We start from the raw sequence: 17,177 nt of genomic DNA on the forward strand, positions 1-17,177 counted from the left end.
GGCGCGCACACTGGAAGTCAGCCCTGGGTAGGGAGACTCCGTATGAGGACGATCGACCGCTGGCTGACCTCCCCTTGGCGGCGCTCCTGCGTCGTCGCCGTCGCGGGCGCCCTGCCCGTGTTCGCGTTCCCGGCGCCTTCGCTGTGGTGGTTCGCGTACATCGCGCTGGTGCCGTGGATCCTGCTGGCCCGCTCGGCGCCGACCGGCCGCCGGGCCGCGTACGACGGCTGGTTGGGCGGCTTCGGGTTCATGGTGGCCGTGCACCACTGGCTGCTGCCGAGCCTGCACGTGTTCATCTTCCTGATAGCCGGGCTGCTGAGCCTGCTCTGGGCGCCCTGGGGCTGGCTGGTGCGCCGGTTCCTCGGCGGGGTGCCCTCGGCGGGGCGGGTCCTGGCCGGGCTGCTGGTGCTGCCGTCGGCATGGCTGGCGGTGGAGCTGGTCCGCTCCTGGCAGGGCCTCGGCGGGCCCTGGGGCATGCTCGGCTCCAGCCAGTGGCAGGTGGGCCCGGCGCTGCGGCTGGCGTCGGTGGGCGGGGTCTGGCTGCTCAGCTTCCTGGTGGTGGCCGTCAATGTGGCGGCGGCGGTGCTGATATCCGTGCGCCGGGCCCGGACACCGGCCGTGGCCTCACTGCTCGCCACGGCCGCGGCGACCTCGGCGGCCTGGGCCTGGGCGCCCCGCCCGGACGTCGACGGCCGGGTGCGGATCGCCGTCGTCCAGCCGGGCATCGTGGACGGACACGACAGCCCCGACCGGCGTTTCGACCGCGAGGAACAGCTGACCCGCCGGCTCGCCGGGCAGGACGTCGACCTGGTCGTGTGGGGCGAGTCCAGCGTCGGCTTCGATCTCGGCGACCGGCCCGACCTGGCCCGGCGCATCGCCGCCCTCTCCCGGCAGACCGGCGCCGATGTGCTGGTCAACGTGGACGCCCACCGCTCCGACCGGCCCGGCATCTACAAGAGTTCGGTGCTCATGGGCCCGAACGGCCCGACCGGCGACCGCTACGACAAGATGCGGCTCATCCCGTTCGGCGAGTACGTCCCGGCCCGCTCGCTGCTGGGCTGGGCCACCTCGGTCGGCAAGGCGGCCGGCGAGGACCGGCGGCGCGGCACCGAGCAGGTCGTGATGAACGTGGGGCACGGGCTGCGGGTCGGCCCGCTGGTGTGCTTCGAGACCGCGTTCCCCGACATGAGCCGCCACCTGGCCGCGGACGGCGCCGACATGCTCCTCGGCCAGTCGTCCACCTCGACGTTCCAGGGCAGCTGGGCCCCGGAGCAGCATGCCTCGCTGGCCGCGCTGCGCGCCGCCGAGACCGGCCGCCCGATGGTGCACGCGACCCTGACCGGCGTCTCCGCCGTCTACGGCCCGAGCGGGCAGCGCCTCGGTCCGTGGCTCGGCACCGACGCGAGCACCGCCCGCGTGTACGAGGTACCGCTGGCGCACGGTGTCACCCCGTACGTCCGCTACGGCGACTGGCCGGTGCACGGCGCGCTGCTGGTGCTGGCCGCCGCGTGCGTGACCGAAGGGGCGCGGGCGCTCAGGCTTCGCCGGACACCGCTCGTACCACCCGTTCGCACAGTTCATGGGTCGCCAGTGCGTCACGCGCGCTGAGCACCGTGCCCGTGCGCACGGCGTCGAGGAAGGCGAGGACCGCCTGCTCGATGCCGCGCTGCCGGGCCACCGGCACCCAGTCGCCGCGCCGGCGCACCGTCGGCTGTCCCTTGTGGTCGATCACCTCGGCCATGTTCAGCACCTGACGCTTGGTGTCCTGGCCCGAGACCTCCAGGATCTCCTCGGCCGAGCCGCTGAGCCGGTTCATCACGCCGAGCGCGGTGAAGCCGTCCCCGGCCAGCTGGAGCACCACGTGGTGGAGCAGCCCGGCCTCGCAGCGCGCACGCACGGTCACGTCGTCGACCGGGCCCGGGACCAGGAACCGCAGCGTGTCGACGACGTGGATGAAGTCGTCGAGGATCATCGAGCGCGGTTCCTCGGGCAGCCCGATCCGGTTCTTCTGCATGAGGATCAGCTCGCGCGGATGGTCCAGGCACTGCGTGTAGGAGGGGGCGTGGCGCCGGTTGAAGCCGACGAGGAGACCGACGCCGCGCCGCTCGGCCAGGGCCACGAGCCGTTCGGAGTCGGCGAGCTCGTAGGCGAGGGGCTTGTCGACGTACGTGGGTACGCCCGCCTCCAGCAGCCGGGTGACGATCTCCGGGTGGACGGTGGTGGGCGCGTGCACGAAGGCCGCGTCGAGTCCCGCGGCGAGCAGGGAGTCCAGGGTCGTGTGCCGCCGGTCCGCCGGCAGGTGGAGCGAGTCCGCGACCCGGGCGAGGGTCTCGGGCGTGCGGGTCTGGAGGTGGAGCTCGATCTCCGGCTGCGTGCTCAGCACCGGCAGGTACGCCTTCTGCGCGATGTCCCCGAGTCCGATGCAGCCGACCTTCAACGTGCTCTCCCCTGCCGGTTTCCTGCGGGTTCCTTCCCGGAAGCATAAGGGGGCCGCCAGTCGGCGATGCCGTCGAAGCTCCGCAGGAACAGTGCCGGTCCGGCCTTGGAGAGCGCGGCGACCGCGGTGTCGCGTACGGCGACGGCGGTGCGGCTTCGCGCCATGTTGAGGCGGGCCACCTTGACGGCCTGGCGGGCGATCGCGGTCGTACGGGGAAGCCGGGCGGCCGTGTAGGCGGTGAGGTCGTGGGCGTGGTGGGCGAGGACGACTGCGTCCTCGACGGCCTGGTTGCCGCCCTGGCCCAGGGTCGGCGGCATGGCGTGGGCCGCGTCGCCGAGGAGGGCGACCCGGCCGGCGTGGAAAGCGGGCAGCGGCCGGGCGATGTGGTGGACGTCGTGGCGCAGCACGTCCTCGGGGCGGGCGGCGGCGATGACGGCGGGGACCGGATCGTGCCAGTTCCCGAAGCGGCGCCGCAGTTCGGCCTTCTCGTCGTCGGGGGCGCGCTCCCCGGCCGGGGTCATGGCGGCCGCGTAGGCGTAGACCCGGCCGTCCTTGAGCGGGTGCGTGCCCCAGATGCGGCCCCGGCCCCAGGTCTCGTGCGAGGCGAAATCCGCACCGGGCACCGGGATCAGGACCCGCCAGGTCGTGAACCCGGCGTAGACGGGCCCCGGGTGGGCGGGGAACAGCACGCCGCGGACGCGGGAGTTGACGCCGTCCGCGCCGACCACCAGATCGGCTTCGCGTTCCTCGGCTTCCCCGGCGCCGCAGATCACCCGGGCCGGGCGGGTGCCGTCCCCGGGGTCGGCGAGGCTCGCGGCGGCACCTGTGCGCACAGTGCCGGGCGGGAGCAGGGCGGCGAGGCGGTCGACGAGGGTGGTCCGGGCCAGCAGCACCAGGGGGCCGCCGAAGCGGGCGGCCGCGGCCTCGGCGTTCGAGCGGGACAGCCAGCGCCCGCCGGGGGTGCGCAGGCCCCCGTCGCCCTGCCAGGCGGCCAGGTCGCGGATCTCGTCACCGATGCCGAGGACGTCCAGGGCACGCAGGGCGTTCGGGGCGAGCGAGATGGCCGCGCCCACCGGCTCAAGCGAGGGGGCCCGCTCGAACACGGTGACGTCCCAGCCGCGCTGGTGCAGGGCCGCGGCCGCGGCCAGGCCTCCGATTCCGCCGCCGATGACGATCGCGCGCGCCGACTGTGCCATGACCCCTCCCGGAGACTACACCTGTAGTACCCATGACCTTACTACAGCCGTAGTGAGACGGGTAGGGTCGGCCCATGCCCGTACGCACCCCCAGCACGTCCCGCGCCGATCTCGTGGCCGACACCGCCCTCGCCCTGCTCGCCGGGCGCGGGATGCGCGGGTTGACCCACCGGGCGGTGGACGAGGCGGCCGGACTGCCCCAGGGCTCCACGTCGAACCTGGCACGCACCCGGCAGGCACTGCTGGAACTCGCGGTACGGCGGCACGCCGACCGGGAGGCGCGTCTGCTCGCGCCGGCGGAGGCGACGGATCCGCACGGCGGGCCGGACGCACTGGCCGAGGTGCTGGCCCTGGCGGTCCACCGCTCCCTGACCCAGGGGCGCGACCTGCTCATCGCCCGCTACGAACTGGCCCTGGAGGCGACCCGCCGCCCCGAACTGCGGGCCTACTACGACGCGGCCGGAGCCGTCTTCAAGGACCGGCTGGCCGCGATGCTCACCGCCGTCGGCTCCACGGACCCGGCCCGGCATGTGCTGTCTCTGGTCGCCTGGGCGGACGGGCTGATGTTCTCCTGCGCGGCCGGTTCCTTCAGTGCCGAGGTGCCGAGCCTGGAGGAGGTGCGCAGGGGGCTGCGGGAGCTGCTGGCGGGGATGCTGGGCACCTGAACACCGCCGACGCCCCGCTGTGCGTCACCCTCGACACCCGAGATGCACCCGCGGGGGGCACGGGATCACCCCTGCGGGTGAGACGGCCTCCGGTGCACGGTGCCAAGGCGGCCGCCGACCCAGCAGAGTTGCCCGGGTGCATCGAACGACGACCATCGCAGCGCTTGTGGCCACCGTGGCCGTCTCGGCCCTCGCCGGCTGTGTGACGGTGCACCGCCCGCCGGCTCCCGGTCGCCCGGCGGACAGCCAGACCTCGCGGCCGGCGGCACCCCGGCCGGACGGCAGTGCCTGGCCGCGCGTGGTGCAGGCCCCGGCCCGGGAGGCGCTGGAGCTGGTCGGCCCGTCCCGGCGTCCCGGACACACCGCGCCGGCCACGCCGCGCCGGGCGGTCCCGGCTCCGGCGGCACCACCGGCCCCGCATCGCCCGCCGTCCCCGCCCGCTGCCGCCCGTCACCACCACCAGCCGCGGCCGGTCCGCCCCCGGCGGCCGCGGGCCGACGTTCCGCAGGTGGCGCCGCCGGCCGCGAAGGCCCCGGGCGTGTGCGCGCTCGGCAGGCAGTACGGCGGCTGGCGGAAGGACAGCCCCGAGGCGGTGATCTGCGAGGGGACGTACGGGCATTGACCCGGCCTCCTCGGGGCGATACGCCCGCTACGGGGTGGGCCGCTGCCGCGGCGGTGCCCACCCGTCGCCGTCCGCGGCGCCGTCCTCCCCGAGTCGCAGCTCCAGGCGGCTGATCGCCGCCCGTACCCCGGCGCCGTAGGCGTCGTCGGCGAGGGCTCCGGCCGCGCGGCGGGCCCGGGTCAGATGGATGCGGGCGGCCTCGGAGCGGCCCAGCTTCAGATAGTCGGCGGCGAGGTTGAGATGCAGCGAGGGGTAGAAGCCGCGGACGGCGGACGGGTCCGACCCGGACCGCCCGGCCGCCAGTTCCTCCGCCGCCGACAAGGCCCTGAGGTCCCACGCCAGTTCGTCGGCCGGGTCGTCCTGGGTGTCGGCCAGGTAGTGCGCCAGCGTGCAGCGGTGCAGCGGGTCTCCGGCCTCGCCCATCTCGGCCCACAGTTCCAGGAAGCGGCGCCGGGCCTCCTCACGGTCACCGCCGTGATGCAGCATCACGACCTGCCCGATCCGCGTCAGCACGGCATCCGGCACCGCCTGCTCCTGTCGCTCCGCCACGGTGCCCTCCGGGGTTTGCCGGGTTGTCCGATCCCGACGGTAATCGGCGGCGTCGGGATTTCTGGTCAGGCTGCGCCGTTGCGCGAGGGGCCGATGGCCGGGTGCGGGTCCGTCGCGGCCGGTCGCGCCCGCGCGGCGGAGCCGCATATCGATGCGGCCCCGCGTACCTCATGAAGCTGCGAGACCCCCCGGCCCCGCCGCCCCTGTCGCCCGTCAGCCCAGGTTCGTGATGCGCCAGTCGATCGGCTCGTGCCCCTGCGCGGCGATCGCCTCGTCGATCTGCGTGAACGGGCGGGATCCGAAGAACTTCTTCGCGGACAGCGGCGAGGGGTGCGCGCCCTTGACCACGACGTGCCGGGTCTCGTCGATCAGCGGGAGCTTCTTCTGCGCGTAGTTGCCCCACAGCACGAAGACGGCCGGGTCGGGCCGGTCGGCGACCGCTCGGATGACGGCGTCGGTGAACTTCTCCCAGCCCTTGCCCTTGTGCGAGTTGGCCTCGCCGGCCCGGACGGTGAGCACCGCGTTGAGCAGCAGCACGCCCTGCTCGGCCCACGGCATCAGATAGCCGTTGTCCGGGACGGGCAGGCCCAGCTCCTCCTGCATCTCCTTGTAGATGTTCCGCAGGGAGGGCGGGGTCTTCACGCCCGGGCGGACGGAGAAGCACAGGCCGTGGCCCTGGCCCTCGCCGTGGTACGGGTCCTGGCCGAGGACGAGGACCTTGACCTTCTCGTACGGCGTCGCCTCCAGCGCGGCGAAGACCTCCTCGCGCGGCGGATAGACGGGGCCCTTCGCCCGCTCCTCCTCGACGAACTCGGTCAGCTCCTTGAAGTAGGGCTGCTCCAGCTCGTCGCCCAGAACCCCGCGCCAGGACTCGGGCAGCATGGCGATGTCGGTCACGTCAACGTCCTCACGATGTGCGGTCACTTGCAGATCTCAGAACCTACAGGCGACCACTGACAACCGGTGCCGGCCGGCGGAATCACCAACTGGTCTTGCGGTGCAGCTCCCACATCATCATGATCGTCGACGGGTCGAGGGCCTGCTCGCCGCCCGAGATGTCCTCGCTGGCCGCCACGTACTGCCGGCCCTGCCACAGCGGGAGCAGCCGGGCGTCGTTCACCATGATCTGCTGGGCCGCCTCCAGGTCCTTGACCACCTTGGCCCGGTCGCTCTGGCCTCGCGAGCGGGGCAGCAGCACCGAGGTGATCTCCTTGGACGGATACGGCGTGCCGAGCGCGTTGTGGTCGCCGACGAACGGGGCGATGAAGTTGTCCGCGTCGGGGAAGTCCGGGAACCAGCCGCGGCCGAACACCGGGTACTCGCCGTTCTGGTAGCCGACCACGTAGCTCTTCCAGGGGCGGCTCTTGAGGGTGATCGTGAACAGGCCGGAGTCCTCCAGCTCCTTCTTCAGCTCCTGGAACATCAGGGCCGTCTCGGAGCCGTAGCGGTCGGTGGTGTACCAGAAGGTGAGCGGGACCCGCTTGGTGATGCCCGCGTCCGCGAGGATCTTGTGAGCCTTGGAGATGTTCGGGTCGCCGAAGTCGTCGAAGAACGCGGTGGTGTGGCCGGTGAGGCCCTTGGGGACCATGGAGTACAGCGGGTCGACGGTGTCCTTGTAGACCTTGTGCGCGATCGCGCCCCGGTCCACGATCTGGGCGACGGCCTTGCGGACGGCGGGCTGCTTGGCCCAGGGGTCCTTCGGGTTGAACACCAGGTAGCTGATGTCCGTGCCCACGCCGTCCACCAGCTGCAGGTCGGAGTTGCCGTGCCGCTGCAGGGCGATGATGTCGTCGGCGGCCAGACCGCGGTAGGTGACGTCGATCTCCTTGTCGCGCAGCGCCTTGACCATGCTGGACGAATCCTGGAAGTAGCGGATGGTCACCGCGTCGTTCTGCCGCTGGGCGAAGCCGTCGTAGTGGTCGTTGCGGACCAGGACGGCCTTTTTGTCCTCTTCGTAGGACTGCAGCGTGTACGGTCCCGAGCCGAAGACCCCGTCGTCCTTGCGCAGCGACTTCGCCGGGTAGTCGTCGGGGTCGACGATCGACATGGCCGGGGTGGCCAGCACGAACGGGAAGGTGGCGTCGGACTGGTTGAGGTGGAAGATCACCTCGCGGTCGCCCTGCGCCTCCACCCGGTCCAGACTGCCGAGCAGCCCGGCGGGGCCGCTGGGGGCGTTGATCGCGCGGATGCGGTCGATGGAGTACTTGACCGCCTGGGCGTTCAGCGCGTCACCGTCGGCGAACTTCATGCCGGGGCGCAGCGTGCAGCGGTAGGTGCGGCTGGCGGAGTCGGTGAAGGAGCAGCTCTTGGCGGCGTCGGGCTGCGGGGTGGTGGCACCGCTCGGGTAGGCGAGGAGCGTCTGGTAGATGTTGCGGAACAGCTCCCAGGACCCGTCCCAGGCCCCGGCCGGGTCCAGCGTGCTGGGGGCGCTGGTGGTGCCCACGACGATCGGCCCTTTGCTGCCGGAATCGCCGCCGGACAGCAGACCGCAGCCGGCCACCAGGGAAATGGACGCGATCGCCGCGACTCTCCGCAGGAATCGGTTCCGGTTGAACACGCGCACGCTCCTCGATCTGCCATACCAAGGGTCGGCAGACCATACCGCCCTGAAGCCGCCCCGGGACAGGCCTTCTTGATCGAATGTGCTATGACGACGTTGTCATTCCACTCTGCGGACCGTGAAACGCGTTTCGGGCGCCGTTCCGCTGGGAAACGGCGCCCGAAAGAGACGACCGGGCCGAGCGGGTCAGGCGCCCACGCCGGCGTTCAGGAAGATGCCGCCGTCCACGACGAGCGTCTGACCGGTGACCCAGTCGGACTGCTCGGAGGTGAGGAACGCGGCCGCCCCGCCGATGTCGGCGGGCACTCCGAGCCGCCCGAGCGGGTAGGCGGCGGCCGCCTCCTCCTCCCGGCCCTCGTACAGGGCCTGGGCGAACTTGGTCTTCACGACGGCCGGGGCGATCGCGTTGACCCGCACCTTCGGCGCGAACTCGTGCGCCAGCTGCTGCGTGAGGTTGATCATCGCGGCCTTGCTGACGCCGTAGGCGCCGATGAACGGCGAGGGCGCGAGGCCCGCGATGGAGGCGATGTTGACGATCGCGCCGCCGTTGTCCTTCTGCCAGGCGTGCCAGGTCTTCTGGGCGAAGCCGAGCGCCGAGATGACGTTGGTCTCGAACACCTTGCGCGCGACGTCCAGGTCGAGGTCGGCGATGGGCCCGAAGACCGGGTTGGTGCCGGCGTTGTTGATCAGGAAGTCGATGCGGCCGAAGGCCTCCATGGCCCGCTCGACGACTTCGGTCTGGTGGGCGAGGTCGTGGGCCTTGCCGGCGACGGCGACGACCCGCTCGGAGCCGAGCTTCTCGACGGCCTCCTTCAGGGCGTCCTCGCCCCGGCCGGTGATGCACACGCGGTCGCCGCGGGCGACCAGCGCCTCGGCGACGCCGTAGCCGATGCCGCGGCTCGCGCCCGTGACGAGCGCGACCTTGCCGGAAAGCTCCGGAAGTTCAGTCATGTCCGTATTCCCCAGGATCTTTAGTTCAGCGGCCCGCCGGCGACGTACAGCACCTGGCCGGAGACGAAGCCGGCCGCCTCGCCGGTGAAGAAGGCGATGGCGTTCGCGATGTCCTCGGGCTCGCCGACGCGCTGCACCGGGATCTGGGTGGCGGCGGCCTTCTTGAAGTCGTCGAAACCCATGCCGACGCGGTCGGCGGTGGCCTTGGTCATCTCGGTGGCGATGAAGCCGGGGGCGACGGCGTTGGCGGTGACGCCGAACTTGCCCAGCTCGATGGCGAGGGTCTTGGTGAAGCCCTGCAGGCCCGCCTTCGCGGCGGAGTAGTTGACCTGGCCGCGGTTGCCGAGGGCCGAGGAGGAGGAGAGGTTGACGATCCGGCCGAAGCCCGCGTCGACCATGTGCTTCTGGACGGCCTTGGTCATCAGGAACGAGCCGCGCAGGTGCACGTTCATGACGGTGTCCCAGTCGGAGACGCTCATCTTGAACAGCAGGTTGTCGCGCAGCACGCCCGCGTTGTTGACCAGGATCGTCGGGGCGCCCAGCTCCGCCACGATCCGGGCGACGGCCGCCTCGACCTGCGCCTCGTCGCAGACGTCCGCGCCGACCGCGATGGCCTTGCCGCCGGCCGCGGTGATCTTCTCGACGGTTTCCTTGCAGGCGGCCTCGTCCAGGTCGATCACGGCGACCGCGCGACCCTCGGCGGCCAGTCGTACGGCGGTGGCGGCGCCGATGCCGCGCGCCGCGCCGGTGACGATCGCGACCCGCTGTTCAGTGGTGGACATTCCTGCTTCTCCTCGCCCTTGAGAGAACCTGTCTGGCTCTTGAGGGAGCCTGTGTGGTGCGGTGAGCGACCGCTTAGTACCTTCAGCACACGTGACGCTAGAAGCCCTGGCACCCGGTGTCAACGGGACACCGGGCGGGTGTGATCCATTACCTCACCAGAAGGTCCAGCAGGCGGTCCGTTTCGGCCGCCGGATCGATGGTCAGACCGGTGTGCACCGGTCCGGGCTGCACGACGGTGGAGCGGGGCGCGATCAGCCAGCGGAAGCGCCGGCCCGCGTCGTCCCGGGCGGCCTGTCCGGCCTGCTCCCCGCCCGCGCAGTGGCGCTCGATCGCCCCGAGCGCGGCCCGCACCCCGGCGGCGTCGGCCTCCGGGTCGAGCGCGAGCAGCCGGGCCTCGTCGAGGTGGGTGCGGGCGCCGACGTAGCCCTGGGCGCGGCAGTAGAGGACCACGCCCGCGTTGATGCACTCGCCGCGCTCGACGCGGGGTACGACCCGCAGCAGGGCGTACTCGAACACGTCCCGGTCGCCGCCCTGGCCCGTCCGGGTGATATGGCGCTCGGTCACATGGCCGGCCATGTGGATGTGGGTCTCGCTCACTTGCCCTCCTCGATGCCGGTGATGCGCTCGGCGATGACGGCCGCCCGGGCGAGCAGCGGCCGCGCGTAGGCCCGGCGCAGCTCGTCCGGGGTGTCGAAGCCGGGCTCGTCGGCCAGCCAGGTGTCGGGGATCTCGGCGGTGACCTCGGCGAGCAGGTCCTCGGTGACCCGGGGGGCCAGCTCCGCGGCGGCCGCGGTCACGTCCGGGGCGAAACGGGCGAGGGCGTGGTCACCGGCGTCGTAGGGGCGGGCCGCGGAGGCCTCGGCGGAGGGCCAGTTGTGGTGCCAGATCATCGAGGCGCCGTGGTCGATGAGCCACAGCGCGCCGCGGTGCAGGAGAAGGTTGGGGTTGCGCCAGGAGCGGTCCACGTTGTTGATCAGCGCGTCGAACCAGACGATCCGGCCGGCCTCCTCGGGACTCACCGGGAAGGCGAGCGGGTCGTAGCCGAGGGCGCCGGAGAGGAAGTCCATCCCGAGGTTGGTGCCGCCGCTGGAGCGCAGCAGATCCTGCACCTGCTGCTCGGGCTCGCCGAGTCCGAGGACGGAGTCCAGCCGCAGGGTGACCAGGCGGGGCATCCGGAATCCGAGCCGGCGGGCGAGTTCGCCGCAGACGACCTCGGCGACGAGGGTCTTGCGGCCCTGTCCGGCGCCGGTGAACTTCATGACGTAGGTCCCGAAGTCGTCGGCCTCGACGAGCCCCGGCAGCGAGCCGCCCTCACGCAGCGGCGTGATGTACCGGGTCGCGGTGACTTCCTTGAGCATCGCCCCAGGCTACTGGGCGGCGGCCGGGAGATCGGCGGGCGGCGGGCGGGTCCGGCCGCCAGCTTCTCGGCAGACGTGGCTCACGGCCCCCTCGTGCCCGCCCGGCAAGGATCTGGGTGCCCGTCTGAACAGGTGGTGCCCCAGGACCGTACCCCTGGACAGATCACGAACAGCTCCGCGGAAGGGAACGCTCACATGACCAGCGCATCGCACCAGCCCGAAGCGGGTCCGGCACGTCGTACCGTCATGGCGACGGCCGGAGCGGCCGGGCTCGCCGCCGCGCTGACCGCCTGCGGTTCCGGGGACGACTCGTCCAACACCGTGAACACCGGCTCCGGTTCGTCCGGCTCGACCGGCTCCTCCGGCTCGACCGGCTCCTCCGGCTCGACCGGCTCCTCCCAGGACCAGGGCTCGTCGGCCTCGGGAGGCTCGGCCGGCGGCACGGCCCTCGCCAAGACCGCGGACATCCCGCAGGGCGGCGGCAAGATCTTCAAGGACCAGGGCGTGGTGGTGACGCAGCCGACGGCGGGCACCTACAAGGCGTTCTCCTCGAAGTGCACCCACCAGGGCTGCGCGGTGGGCAGTGTGGCCAATGGCGTGATCGTCTGCCCGTGCCACAACAGCCACTTCTCCGTCGAGGACGGCAGCGTGAAGCAGGGCCCGGCGACCAAGGCGCTGCCCGCCGCGAAGATCAGCGTCTCCGGCGACGAGATCAAGCTGGCCTGAGCCGCGTCACGTCCGCCGGCGCGGCCGCCGGAGTCGGCCGACCACCTCGTCCGTGGTCATGACGGTCGCGACCAGCGCGAGGGTGTTGCGGATCATCGCGGGCGTGTAGTCGGCGGGCACGCCCGCGATGGCGTCGGCCGGGACCACCGCGGTGTAGCCGCGGTTGACGGCGTCGAACACCGCGTTGGGAACGGCCACGTTGGCGGAGACACCGGAGACGATCAGGGTGCGGCAGCCGAGGTTGCGCAGCAGGGCGTCGACCTCGGTCCCCTGGATCGGGGACAGCCCGTGCAGCCGCCGTACGACGAGGTCCTCCTCGGTGACCTCTATCGGGGGCGCGATGCGCACCGCGGTGGTGCCGCTCAGCTGCTGGACGGGGAGCCGTTCGGCGGCGCGGAACAGGCGGGCGTTGCGGTTCGCGCCCCTGCCGTCCGGGCGGCGTTCGGCGACGGCGTGGATCACCTGCACCCCCGTCTCGTGCGCGGCGCCGACCAGCCGGGCCACATTGCGCAGGGCACCGGAGGCGCGGGCCTCGCGGGCGAGTTCGGGCAGCGCGCTGTCCGGGCCGACCACCCCCTGCTGGCACTCCACGGTCAGCAGGACCGTGCTCACCGGATCGAGCAGCTCGCCGCGCTCGTCGTACGACGGCATCACGCCCCCTTTCGCCGAGGTGCGGGGCGGTGAGAGTAACCACAACAAGGCGACAGCGGAAGTCGACCCATTCCCTTTTCTGACGTGATGTCAGAGGATCAACAGCACTCGGAAGTCCTCTGGCACGACGTGGGAGAAGAGGGGACCGTATGACCGTCACTCAGCAGCGCCGGGGCCGGAAGATCATGATGACGCCCGGCGAGCTGGACGAGTTCCTGACCGGCCAGCGCACCTGCCGGGTCGCCACCGTCTCGGCGAACGGCACACCGCATGTGAGCGCGCTGTGGTTCGCCTGGGACGGCACCTCGCTGTGGCTGTACTCCGTGGTGCGCAGCAGGCGCTGGACCCAGCTGAGCCGCGACCCGCGGGTCGCGGTCGTCGTCGACTCGGGCGAGGAGTACGACGAGTTGCGTGGTGTCGAGCTGTCCGGGCGGGTGGAGTTCGTGGGCGAGGTGCCGCGGACCGGGGAGCTGTGCGCCGAACTCGACACGGCCGAAACGCTGTTCGCGCGCAAGAACTTCGGTCTGGACGAGATGCCGCACGACGGCCGGCACGCCTGGGCCCGGCTGACCCCGGAGAAGATCGTCTCCTGGGACTTCCGCAAGCTCGGGGCATAGCGCCCGGCGCACTCAGCCGAGCTGCCGGGCGGCGCCCCTCAGCGCCTCGACCGCCGCGCGGATCGAGGGCCTGCGGTCGGCGTCCGCCCGCCAGACGACATACACATGCCGGCGCACCCGCTGCTTGAGCGGGATCATGACGATGCCCGGCGGCACCGGGTGGCGGCCCAGCAGCGGCGCGATGCACACGCCGAGCCCGGCCGCGACCAGGCCGAGTTGGGTGTGGGTCTCGCCCGCGCGGTGGCCGACGATGGGCTCGATGCCCTTCGAGCGCAGCGTGAACATCAGCCACTCGTGGCAGAACTCGCCCTCGCCCCAGGTGATCCACTCGTCCTCCGCGAACTCGGCGAGGTCCACCTCGTCCCGGTGGGCGAGCCGGTGCCCGACGGGCAGCGCGACATCGGCCGGATCGTCCAGCAGCGGGGCCTTGACCAGGCCGTCGGGCACGGGCATCGGCTTGTTGTACCAGTCGAGGACGACCGCGAGGTCGAGGTCGCCGCGGACGACCGAGGCGATGCCCTGCTCCGGCTCCAGTTCGCTGGAGCGCACCCGCAGCCCCTGGTGCCGGGCGCGCAGCGCGGCGAGCGCCGTCGGGAACAGACCGCGGGCGGCGGTCGGGAACGCCGACAGCCTCAGCTCGCCGACGACCTGCCCGCGGTGCGCCTCCAGGTCCGACTGGGCGAGTTCGACCTGCGAGAGGATCCGGGCCGCGTGCTCGGACAGCAACCGCCCCGCGTCCGTGAGGCGTACCCCCCGCCCGTTCTTGGCCAGCAGCTGCTGGCCGACCTCCCGCTCCAGCTTGCCCAGCTGCTGGGAGACCGCCGACGTGGTGACGTGCAGGGCGTCGGCGGCGGCGCTGACCGAGCCGTGCCGGGCGAGGGCATCCAGGGTGCGCAGGCGCTCCAGGTTCAACATGTAAGTGATTCTAAGAGGTATTGAGCTGGAAATCTCGATTGTGCTACGAAGTTGCCTCCAGCATCGTTGATGTCATGCGTATGGTCGCCACACCCCGAGCCCGGTCCTCCGCTTCCCACGTCCCCGCCCCCGCCCCTCCCCGCCCCCGCCTCGACTGGCGGCTGCGCTTCGGCGCGCTCTCATTGATCTGGGGCTTCAGCTTCCTGTTGATCAAGATCGGCACGGAGGGCTACGCGCCCTTCCAGATCACCCTGGGCCGACTGGTCTTCGGTACGGCGGTGCTGGCGGCGGCGATGGCCGTCAAGCGTGAGCGGCTGCCGCGCGGCGCGCGCGTGTGGGGTCATATGGCGGTCGCCGCGTTCTTCCTGAACGCCCTGCCGTTCTCCCTCTTCGCCTACGCGGAGCTGACCATCCCGTCCACGCTGGCCGGCATCTGCAACGCCACCTCGCCGCTGTGGGGCATGGCGCTGTCCCTGGTCGCGCTCTCCGAGGACCGGCCGACGCGGGTTCGCTTCGCCGGACTCGGCCTGGGGTTCCTCGGGGTGCTGACGGTGCTCGGTGTGTGGCAGGGGTTCCACGGGCTGGACGCCACGGGTACGGCCATGGCGTTGCTGGCCTCGCTGAGCTATCCGATCGGGTGGATCCATGTGCGCAGGACGCTGGCGGGCACGGGGAACTCGCATCTGGCGATGACCGGCGCGCAGTTGCTGCTGGCCACGGCCCAACTGGCGGTTGTGACACCGCTGTTCAGCGGATTCCCCGCGCATGTGTCGTGGGTGCCGCTGCTGGCCGTCGCCGCGCTGGGGGCTCTGGGGACGGGGCTGGCCGTTCTCCTTCAGTACGGGTTGGTCGCCGAAGTGGGGCCCACGACCGCTCAGATGGTCACGTACTTCATTCCGGTGATCGCCACGGCTGCGGGGGTGGCGATCCTCGGGGAGTCGCTTCGGTGGAACACGCCGGTGGGGGCGGTGATCGTCCTGGCCGGGGCCGCGCTGACTCAGGTTCGGCGGAGCGGCTAGTGGAGTGGGGCGCAGGGAGCGTACGCGAGTGCGGCCGCGCCGTTCCCCGCGCCCCTTGAGGTCGGCCGGGCTGCCCTACACATAGGTTCTGGACGGTGCCGGGCCCACCGCCTTCGCCACCGCCTCCGCCAGGGGGCCGGTCTCTTGCGCCGTCAGCGTCGATACCGTGATGCGGATCCCGGGCGGAGTGTTCAGACGGAAGCGGGCCCCCGGAGCGACCGCCCAGCCCGCGTGCAGCAGGCGGGCCACCGCGCCCGTCTCGTCGGGGACCGGCACCCAGACGTTCATGCCGCTGCGTCCGTGCGCCGCCACCCCGTGCTCGGCGAGCGCCCTGACCAGGGCGTCCCGGCGGGCGCCGTACGAGGCCGCCACCTCGCGGGTGTCCACGGCACCGTCACGCCACAGCCGTACGGCGGCCCGCTGGACGAGCCGGCTCACCCACCCGGGGCCCAGGCGCTGGCGCCCCCGCACCCGGTCGACGGTGACGGCGTCCCCGGTGAACACCGACAGCCGCAGGTCGGGGCCCCAGGCCTTGGCGACCGAGCGCACGAAGACCCAGTGGCGGGTGGCACCGGCGAGGGGGTGCAGCGGCACATCGACGATGCCGTGGCCGTGGTCGTCCTCGATCAGCAGCGTCTCGGGATGCTCCCGGAGCACGGACCGCAGCGCACGTGCGCGCGCGGCGCCGACCGCGGCACCGGTCGGGTTCTGCGCCCGGTCCGTGACGATCACGGCACGCGCCCCGGACTCCAGCGCGCGGCGGACGTCGTCGGTGCGCGGCCCTTCGTCGTCGACGCCGACGGGAACCGTGCGCAGCCCGAGCGCCGGGACAAGGTCCAGCAGGCTGCCCCAGCCCGGGTCCTCCACCGCCACCTGGTCGCCCGGCTTGAGATGGGCCATGAGGACCCGCTCGACGGCGTCCAGGGAGCCCGAGGCCACGGCGATGGGGCCGTCCGGTACTCCGTCGGCGTCCAGGGCGGCGCGGACGAGACGGGCCAGCTCCGGTTCCACGGGGTCGTGCCCGTACAGCACCGGTTCCCGGTCGCTCTGCGCGGCGGCCGCCGCGAACGCCTCGGCCAGGCGCGGCAGCAGCGCGGGGTCCGGGTTGCCGTCGGCCACGTCCCGCACGCCCTCCGGCACGTCCACCCGGATCTCCTCGCGGCCCGTCGTGGCCGGCTTGGGCCGCACCCGGCTGCCCCGGCGTCCGGCCGTCTCGATCACCCCGCGCTCGCGCAGGGTGCGATAGGCGGCCGCGACCGTGTTCGCGTTCACCCCGAGCCGGACCGCCAACTCCCGCATGGGAGGCAGCGGTTGGCCGGGAGCCAGCTCCCCGGCACCGACGGCTCGCTCGACGCTGGCCGCAATCTCCGCTGCGCCACTTCCCTGGATCGGATACTCTCCTAGCACAAAATCAATTATGCACTAGTGCAATGGAGAGCGCCATGCAGGGAACCCAGGAGACACCGCCGCGGCCCGACGCTTACGCCCCGACCGACCGCACCGTGCCCACCCGGTCCGCCGACCGGGCCTCCTACGACCGGGAGCTGGTGCACGCGATACTCGACGAGGGCTACGTCTGTCACCTCGGCTTCGTCCGCGACGGCGCCCCGGTGGTGCTGCCGACGCTGTACGGCCGGGTCGGCGAGCGGCTGTACGTCCACGGGTCCACCGGTTCGCGCCCGCTGCGGATGACCGGCGAGGCGGACCCGGGCCTCGCGGTGTGCCTGACGGTCACCCATGTCGACGGGCTGGTGCTGGCCCGCTCCGCCTTCCACCACTCGATCAACTACCGCTCCGTGGTGGTGCACGGCATCGCCCACCAGGTCACCGACCCCGAGGAGCGGCGGCTGGCCCTGGACGCGCTGGTGGACCATGTCGTACCGGGCCGGGCCGCCGACTCCCGGCCCGCGAACAAGAAGGAGCTGGCCGCCACCGCCGTCATCCGCCTCGACCTGGACGAGGTCTCCGCCAAGGTGCGCACCGGCGGCGCGAGCGACGAGCCCGAGGACCTGTCCCTGCCGCACTGGGCCGGGGTCGTCCCGCTCCGCAAGGGCTACGACGCCCCCGTCGCCAACGCGGACCTGGCGCCCGGCATCGGACTCCCGGACTACCTGGCAGCCCGGTGACA

At 72.4% G+C, this 17,177-nt stretch carries 19 protein-coding genes; 7 read left to right on the top strand and 12 right to left on the bottom strand.

What is annotated here, in order from left to right; all coding sequences use genetic code 11:
- Positions 1 to 42 precede the first annotated feature (42 nt).
- Positions 43 to 1,608 (top strand): apolipoprotein N-acyltransferase, encoded by a 1,566-nt coding sequence (gene lnt / locus AVL59_RS33060; RefSeq protein WP_067312036.1) that lies wholly within the window; start codon positions 43 to 45, stop codon positions 1,606 to 1,608.
- On the opposite strand, the gene AVL59_RS33065 is transcribed toward lnt, so the two are convergent.
- Complete coding sequence (locus AVL59_RS33065; protein WP_067312039.1) at positions 1,535 to 2,437, bottom strand: Gfo/Idh/MocA family protein; 903 nt, start codon at positions 2,435 to 2,437, stop codon at positions 1,535 to 1,537. The genes lnt and AVL59_RS33065 overlap by 74 nt on opposite strands.
- Positions 2,434 to 3,633, bottom strand: coding sequence for an FAD-dependent oxidoreductase (locus tag AVL59_RS33070; RefSeq protein WP_067312042.1), 1,200 nt, complete (start codon positions 3,631 to 3,633; stop codon positions 2,434 to 2,436). Before AVL59_RS33070 ends, AVL59_RS33065 begins: the two co-directional genes overlap by 4 nt.
- Positions 3,634 to 3,707: 74 nt before the next feature.
- Between AVL59_RS33070 and AVL59_RS33075 the strand changes: the two genes are divergently transcribed.
- Together AVL59_RS33075 and AVL59_RS50980 are read left to right on the top strand one after the other, a co-directional pair.
- Positions 3,708 to 4,298, top strand: a complete 591-nt coding sequence (locus AVL59_RS33075; RefSeq protein WP_067312045.1) for a TetR/AcrR family transcriptional regulator — start codon at positions 3,708 to 3,710, stop codon at positions 4,296 to 4,298.
- 136 nt (positions 4,299 to 4,434) lie between these two features.
- Positions 4,435 to 4,920: a hypothetical protein gene (locus AVL59_RS50980; protein ID WP_067312048.1), complete on the top strand. Its 486-nt coding sequence runs from the start codon at positions 4,435 to 4,437 to the stop codon at positions 4,918 to 4,920.
- A 27-nt stretch (positions 4,921 to 4,947) separates the two neighbouring features.
- Here the strand turns inward: AVL59_RS50980 and AVL59_RS33085 are convergent, their stop codons facing one another.
- The 7 genes from AVL59_RS33085 to AVL59_RS33115 all read right to left on the bottom strand — a co-directional run bounded on the left by AVL59_RS33085 (position 4,948) and on the right by AVL59_RS33115 (position 11,121).
- Complete coding sequence (locus AVL59_RS33085; RefSeq protein WP_067312051.1) at positions 4,948 to 5,469, bottom strand: hypothetical protein; 522 nt, start codon at positions 5,467 to 5,469, stop codon at positions 4,948 to 4,950.
- Positions 5,470 to 5,682: 213 nt separating this feature from the next.
- Positions 5,683 to 6,366 carry a uracil-DNA glycosylase gene (gene ung, locus AVL59_RS33090; protein ID WP_067312054.1) on the bottom strand — a complete coding sequence of 228 codons (684 nt, stop codon included), beginning with the start codon at positions 6,364 to 6,366 and terminating at the stop codon, positions 5,683 to 5,685.
- Between the two features lie 82 nt (positions 6,367 to 6,448).
- Entirely contained in the window at positions 6,449 to 8,026 is a 1,578-nt protein-coding gene (locus AVL59_RS33095) for an ABC transporter substrate-binding protein (RefSeq protein ID WP_067312056.1), read from the bottom strand.
- Between the two features lie 189 nt (positions 8,027 to 8,215).
- On the bottom strand, positions 8,216 to 8,980 hold the full coding sequence (locus tag AVL59_RS33100; RefSeq protein WP_067312058.1) for an SDR family oxidoreductase: 765 nt from the start codon (positions 8,978 to 8,980) through the stop codon (positions 8,216 to 8,218).
- Positions 8,981 to 9,000: 20 nt separating this feature from the next.
- Positions 9,001 to 9,762 (bottom strand): 3-oxoacyl-ACP reductase FabG, encoded by a 762-nt coding sequence (fabG, locus tag AVL59_RS33105; RefSeq protein ID WP_067312061.1) that lies wholly within the window; start codon positions 9,760 to 9,762, stop codon positions 9,001 to 9,003.
- Between the two features lie 148 nt (positions 9,763 to 9,910).
- On the bottom strand, positions 9,911 to 10,360 hold the full coding sequence (locus tag AVL59_RS33110; RefSeq protein ID WP_067312064.1) for a DUF3037 domain-containing protein: 450 nt from the start codon (positions 10,358 to 10,360) through the stop codon (positions 9,911 to 9,913).
- Entirely contained in the window at positions 10,357 to 11,121 is a 765-nt protein-coding gene (locus AVL59_RS33115) for a HipA family kinase (RefSeq protein WP_067312066.1), read from the bottom strand. Before AVL59_RS33115 ends, AVL59_RS33110 begins: the two co-directional genes overlap by 4 nt.
- A 195-nt stretch (positions 11,122 to 11,316) precedes the next feature.
- Here AVL59_RS33115 and AVL59_RS33120 point away from each other — a divergent pair, with 195 nt between their 5' ends.
- Positions 11,317 to 11,847, top strand: a complete 531-nt coding sequence (locus AVL59_RS33120) for a Rieske (2Fe-2S) protein (protein ID WP_067312069.1) — start codon at positions 11,317 to 11,319, stop codon at positions 11,845 to 11,847.
- A gap of 6 nt (positions 11,848 to 11,853) precedes the next feature.
- Here the strand turns inward: AVL59_RS33120 and AVL59_RS33125 are convergent, their stop codons facing one another.
- Positions 11,854 to 12,498 carry a cysteine hydrolase family protein gene (locus tag AVL59_RS33125; RefSeq protein WP_067312071.1) on the bottom strand — a complete coding sequence of 215 codons (645 nt, stop codon included), beginning with the start codon at positions 12,496 to 12,498 and terminating at the stop codon, positions 11,854 to 11,856.
- Positions 12,499 to 12,647: 149 nt separating this feature from the next.
- Between AVL59_RS33125 and AVL59_RS33130 the strand changes: the two genes are divergently transcribed.
- Complete coding sequence (locus AVL59_RS33130) at positions 12,648 to 13,115, top strand: pyridoxamine 5'-phosphate oxidase family protein (RefSeq protein WP_067312074.1); 468 nt, start codon at positions 12,648 to 12,650, stop codon at positions 13,113 to 13,115.
- Positions 13,116 to 13,127: 12 nt separating this feature from the next.
- Here the strand turns inward: AVL59_RS33130 and AVL59_RS33135 are convergent, their stop codons facing one another.
- The gene (locus AVL59_RS33135) at positions 13,128 to 14,030 is read right to left on the bottom strand and encodes a LysR family transcriptional regulator (RefSeq protein ID WP_067312076.1); all 903 of its coding nucleotides are present in this window, start codon (positions 14,028 to 14,030) and stop codon (positions 13,128 to 13,130) included.
- Between the two features lie 74 nt (positions 14,031 to 14,104).
- On the opposite strand from AVL59_RS33135, the gene AVL59_RS33140 reads away from it, so the two are divergent.
- On the top strand, positions 14,105 to 15,049 hold the full coding sequence (locus AVL59_RS33140) for a DMT family transporter (RefSeq protein ID WP_208870481.1): 945 nt from the start codon (positions 14,105 to 14,107) through the stop codon (positions 15,047 to 15,049).
- Between the two features lie 75 nt (positions 15,050 to 15,124).
- On the opposite strand, the gene AVL59_RS33145 is transcribed toward AVL59_RS33140, so the two are convergent.
- Entirely contained in the window at positions 15,125 to 16,456 is a 1,332-nt protein-coding gene (locus AVL59_RS33145; protein ID WP_067312081.1) for an aminotransferase class I/II-fold pyridoxal phosphate-dependent enzyme, read from the bottom strand.
- A 35-nt stretch (positions 16,457 to 16,491) separates the two neighbouring features.
- Between AVL59_RS33145 and AVL59_RS33150 the strand changes: the two genes are divergently transcribed.
- Positions 16,492 to 17,175 (top strand): pyridoxamine 5'-phosphate oxidase family protein, encoded by a 684-nt coding sequence (locus AVL59_RS33150; protein WP_067312083.1) that lies wholly within the window; start codon positions 16,492 to 16,494, stop codon positions 17,173 to 17,175.
- Positions 17,176 to 17,177: the final 2 nt, after the last annotated feature.

This window comes from Streptomyces griseochromogenes (assembly GCF_001542625.1).
In the GTDB taxonomy this organism is placed as follows: domain Bacteria; phylum Actinomycetota; class Actinomycetes; order Streptomycetales; family Streptomycetaceae; genus Streptomyces; species Streptomyces griseochromogenes.